Source organism: Mesorhizobium kowhaii (assembly GCF_042431665.1).
Taxonomy (GTDB): domain Bacteria; phylum Pseudomonadota; class Alphaproteobacteria; order Rhizobiales; family Rhizobiaceae; genus Mesorhizobium; species Mesorhizobium kowhaii.
In genome coordinates, this window is sequence record NZ_JBHLYT010000187.1 from 1 (window position 1) to 870 (window position 870).

Annotated in this window: 1 protein-coding gene; it reads right to left on the reverse strand. The window is 62.9% G+C overall.

The window, feature by feature from the left end:
- A partial coding sequence (locus ACFFNA_RS39215) for a recombinase zinc ribbon domain-containing protein (RefSeq protein ID WP_378925649.1) occupies positions 1-870 on the reverse strand: 870 nt, incomplete at both ends.

An 870-nucleotide genomic window follows, 5' to 3' on the forward strand; every position in this document is an offset into this window, starting at 1 on the left:
CGCTCGAAGTCCTTTGCCAGCCTTCGGCATCTGCCCAGCCATGCGAAGGTCCGCTCGACGATCCGCTGTACAATGTTGCGTGGAACTGGTTGTCCGGCTTGGCGGTTTCTGGCCGGCTGAGCCATCGAGTGGCGGAACCCTGAAGACGATCTCTACCTGCGTGTTGTCGATTTCGACCCGGCGGACCACGGTACGGATGATCTGCTGCGTTCCGATCCTGTCAAGGCCGGCGAGCCCTGCTTTCACCTTGGCTGAGAAATCTTCCAGACGGTTGATCAGGAGTGAGAGCTCGTGTTCGTTCTCGGCCACGTCGACCGCTGCCTGGTGCCGCACCTGAAGCTGAGAAAGGCGTTGTTTCAGACCCGCGATCCGCGGTTCGAATTCCGCCTTGTCGATGATGCCCTCGGCATAGCTGTCGATCAGCCGACCGATGCCGCGACGCAAGGTGGCCATTTGTCGTTCGAGGCGGGCGATCTCCTCCGGCTCACGGACTTCGTCACGGGCCGCAAGGAGGCGGCGACGGTATTCCTCGGCCATGCGGCGCGGATCCTCCAGGAGACCTTTGACTTGATCCCACACCGCTTCTTCCAGGTGATCGCCGCGCACCTGCGGGTTGTCGCAAACGGGGTGGCCGCTGAAGCGATAACCGTCCGTACCGATACAGCGATAGTAGCGCAGCGTGTCCGTCGGGTCGTATTTGCGGGCGCGAGGTGCGCGCTTGCCATAATAGGCGTAGCCGCAATGCCGGCACACCGCGAGGCCCTGCAGCAGCCAGTCCGAGCTCGGCGTGCGTTGGCGCTTGCGCTTCCGGTTCTCCTCAAGCTGAGCATGGACCGCCTCGAATTCGGTCGGATCGACGAGCGGGGGAAC